At 63.4% G+C, this 4,060-nt stretch carries 3 protein-coding genes; all 3 read right to left on the reverse strand.

Annotated features, from left to right (window positions below):
* Positions 1 to 14: 14 nt before the first annotated feature.
* Positions 15 to 1,541: an ABC transporter substrate-binding protein gene (locus JWQ89_RS09135; protein ID WP_299640309.1), complete on the reverse strand. Its 1,527-nt coding sequence runs from the start codon at positions 1,539 to 1,541 to the stop codon at positions 15 to 17.
* Positions 1,542 to 1,868: 327 nt separating this feature from the next.
* Positions 1,869 to 3,545, reverse strand: a complete 1,677-nt coding sequence (locus JWQ89_RS09140; RefSeq protein WP_299640311.1) for a thiamine pyrophosphate-binding protein — start codon at positions 3,543 to 3,545, stop codon at positions 1,869 to 1,871.
* A gap of 72 nt (positions 3,546 to 3,617) precedes the next feature.
* The coding region (locus JWQ89_RS09145) for an aldo/keto reductase (protein ID WP_299640313.1) at positions 3,618 to 4,060 on the reverse strand (443 nt) is incomplete at its 5' end.

Here is a 4,060-nt window from a genome sequence, read left to right on the forward strand (position 1 = left end):
GTGTAGTCGTGTGGTTACTTCTTGAACTTGATATCCTGCACGTCGATGTGGGTGTTCGTCGAGATCGACGGACGCCAGTCGAGCCGCGGAGAAACACGCGACAGGGTCACCATGTAGAACAGCGGCACTGAGATCGCCTCGTCATGCACGAGCTTGAAGATCTCCTGGTAGAGCTTCGTACGCTCCTCGCCGGTTGCCGGAGTCGCCTTCTCGATCAGCGCATCCAGCTCGGGGTGGAGGTACGTCGCCGACTGCGTGCCCACCTTGCTGTGGTAGTTATTGTTGGCGCTGAACGAGGCGTCGCCGCGGTCGTTGTCGGACATGATGAACACGAGGTTCGGACCGACGTTCTCCGGGAACGGCCGCGACTGGAAGGTGATCTCGCGAGCGCGCTCCATGATCTCGAGCGAGGTGTTGAACCCGACGTTGTTCAGCATCTGGCTGAGCACCTGAGACACTTCGTCGGAGTTGGCGAACAGGCCCGCCCGTCCGATGAAGCGAATCGGCGCATCGACCGGCACGCCGTCGGCCTTGGCTTCGGCGAGCAGCGCCTTGGCCTTCTCCGGATCATAGGGATACGGCACCAGGTCGGGGTTGAAGCCGTTGATCGAGGGGCCGGGCAGCTGTTCGGCGAGGATCACGCCCGGGTTGAGCACGGTGCCCTTCATCGACTCGCGATCGATCGCATAGGCCACGGCCTGACGGACGCGCACGTCGTCGAACGGCGGGTACTTCTCGTCGAGTCGCAGCCAGGTGGTTTCAGAGTTGACGTACGGGAAGTCGGTCTCCGGGTTGTCGGCATCCTGCTGGGTCAGTTCCAGCGCGATGTCGGCTTCACCAGTTTCCACCATCGCCGCGCGCACCGAGGACTCGGCGCGGAACAGGTAGGTGACCTGCGACACCTCGGGCTTCTCGCCCCAGTAATTGTCGTTGCGCGTGAGCACGACCTTCACACCCGGAACCCATTCGGACACCAGGTAGGGCCCGGTGCCGCTCGGCTGGCGGATCGGAGCATCCGGCGGCGAATTCGGCGAGGTCATCAGGTTACCCTTGACGAACCGCACGGGCATGATCGGGTCGTCAACGCTGTTGCTGATGTCGACCGTATAGTCATCGATCTTGACGGCGCTGAACTCGATCGTGCCGTCGACGCAGGACATCGCCGGGTTCATGATGCGCTTGATGTTGAACAGCACCGCATCGGCGTTAAACTTGGCCCCGTCGCTGAACGTGGCGTTCTCGACCAGGTGGAAGCGCCAGGTCTTCGGATCGATCTGCTCCCACGACTTGGCCAGGCGCGGGAGCAGCGTGCCATTGGCCGGATCGCGATCAAGCAGCGTTTCGGAGATGTTGTTCTGGATAACGCGACTGACGCCGGCATAGCCGGCATTGCACGTTTCCATCGTATCGGGCTCTTCGGTCGAAACGATGGTGATCGAGGTACTGGCGTCTTGGGCGAACACGGCGCCGGGCGCCGTGGCGCCGAACATGGTGCCGAGTAGCAGAGGCGCTAGGAACCCCCATTTCGGTCGCGAAATCATGCATTCCTCCCAGAATACGTTTGCTTTGCTGGCGTCATCGGTTGCGCGTCTTCGTCGCGGCACCGATGTTCCGGTGTGCCCCGGACAGTGCGGCTTTCGGCACCGGACCAAAGCGTTGACCAAGATAGGATGACCTCAAAGTTTGTCAATTTAAAATACTACAATGACGCCATTTTCGGCCTCTTCATGTCTGAAAGACTTATAACTTTGACAGATTGACGCGCTTCGGTCACCGCTCTGGACGCTGCGCATCATGTTGATAAGTCCTTATTATATAAGACCATTCGTCCATATTCAGGGCCCCAACGACTGACGCCGCCACTCACGCTAGTTCGCGACGACACCCAGGCTGCTCAGGGTGAAGCGTGTGCTGACCAGCTCCGGGTCGGCCTCGATGTCGATCACCGCAGCCTTGCCCGAGGCGCGGGCGCGCTCGAAGGCGGGCAGGAATTCTTCAGTGCTTGTCACCCGCTCGGAGTGGGCGCCGAGCGCCTTGCCGTAGGCCACGAAATCGGGGCTGGTCAGATCGGTGCCGATCACCCGTCCGGGATGGTGGCGTTCCTGGTGCATGCGGATGGTGCCGTACATGCCGTTATTGAAAACCAGCACGATCGGCCTGCCGCCATGCTGCACCGCGGTGGCGATCTCCTGGCCGCTCATCATAAAGCCGCCATCCCCCACGCATCCGATGACGAGCGCGTCGGGACGTACCAGGGACGCGGCAACGGCCGCGGGTACCGAGTATCCCATCGCCCCGCTGGTCGGACCGATCTGACGGCCTGGACGGGCATAGCTCAGGAAGCGCTGCGGCCAGCCGGTGTGATTGCCGGCATCGAGCGTGAGGACGTAGTCGCCCTGGAGAAACGGCTGCAATTGCCGCATCACCTCAGGCAGGTCGACAGGGCCGGGAGGCGTGTTGGGCTCCATGTAGGCCAGGTAGTCGGCCCGCGCGTTTTCCCGCCACGCCTTGTAGCGGTCGGCAGAAATCCATCGCGCATCGGCCACCGCCTCGGCGAAGGCGTTGACGCCGGTGTTGATCGCAAGATCCGGAGCATAGACCCGTCCGAGTTCGCCGCTGTCGGCATGGATGTGAACCAGGCTTCGCCCCGCCACCGGCGGATCCATGATCGTATAGCCCTGGGTGGTCATTTCCCCGAGCCTCGCTCCAACCACCACCAGCAGGTCGGCCTGCTTCATGCGCTTGACCAGCGCGGGAGGACCGGAGGTGCCGAGGTCGCCGGCGAAGGATGCCGAGTTGTTGTCGAAAATGTCCTGCCGGCGGAACGAGCAGGCGACAGGCAAACCGTTGCTCTCGCAAAAGCTCTGGATATGGCGGCAGGCCGCGTCGCTCCAGCCGCTCCCGCCGACCAGCACCATCGGCCGTTCGGCCGCCACTAGGCGGTCGCGAAGCTCGTCGAGTTCGACTGCAGGCACGCCGCCGCGGATCGGGCGCGAACGCGGCGCATCTGGCACCTGGGCCGCCTCGCGCAGCATGTCCTCTGGCAATGCCAGCACCACTGGGCCGGGTCGTCCCTGGGTGGCGACGGTGAAGGCCCGGGCCAGATACTCCGGAATACGCGCGGTCACCTCGATCTGCGCCACCCACTTGGCCACCGGCGCGAACATCGCCCTGTAGTCGATCTCCTGGAACGCCTCACGGTCGGCGAACTCCCGGCCGACCTGCCCGATCAGCAAGATCATCGGCGTAGAGTCCTGGAACGCGGTATGGACCCCGACCGCCGCGTGACAGGCGCCGGGCCCGCGCGTCACCATGCAGATACCGGGCCGCCCGGTCAGCTTGCCATAAGCCTCCGCCATGTTGGCTGCGCCAGCCTCGTGGCGCGCGTTGATTAGCCGGATGCGGTCGCGCGCATCATAGAGGCCGTCAAGCACTTCAAGATAACTCTCGCCCGGGACACAGAAGACCGTGTCGACCTTCTGGACCAATAGCTGGTCGACCAGCAGATGCCCGCCAGTGCGGAGGGGAAGCGTGCTGGCCGTCATCTGGTTGCTCCTCGGTGCTCTGTGCCCTGACACCGGGCCGGTGGGTGGCTCATGCGTATTAACCTAAGAGGATCAGCCCGCCACCGTCAGCGGATTGCCGGACTGCGAGACAACCTTGCCGACGATCGTGCGCAGCTGTTCGGCTACCGCGATCGGCAAGGGCGGCGCCTCGATGGAAGCGATGTTCTGTTTGAGATGCTCGAGGCTGCCGGTTCCGGTCATCACCACCTCGATGCCCGGCGCATGGCGGCAGAAACGATAGGCCGCCTCGGTGATAGGAATGGGCCGGCCGTTCTCGCTGAGAAAGCCCAGCGGGTCGTCGGCGTTGTAGGTAGCGCGATCGATTTCGCCGCGCATCGACAGTTCGGCGATCAGCTCGCCCGCCCGGCGATGATCGGCGAGGCCTCCGCGCACGGCGTACATGCACATCGTACCGATGCCGTTCTTGCTGCTCAGCGGCAGCACGTCGGTCGCCGCCGACTGGTTGAGAAAGTTGTAGCCCACCATGATGACGT

Source organism: Devosia sp., assembly GCF_028290645.1.
In the GTDB taxonomy this organism is placed as follows: domain Bacteria; phylum Pseudomonadota; class Alphaproteobacteria; order Rhizobiales; family Devosiaceae; genus Devosia_A.

Bases quoted from the DNA above. Each gene is read 5' to 3' on its own strand.
- JWQ89_RS09135 (WP_299640309.1), bottom strand. From the start codon at position 1,541: ATGATTTCGCGACCGAAATGGGGGTTCCTAGCGCCTCTGCTACTCGGC.
- JWQ89_RS09140 (WP_299640311.1), bottom strand. From the start codon at position 3,545: ATGACGGCCAGCACGCTTCCCCTCCGCACTGGCGGGCATCTGCTGGTC.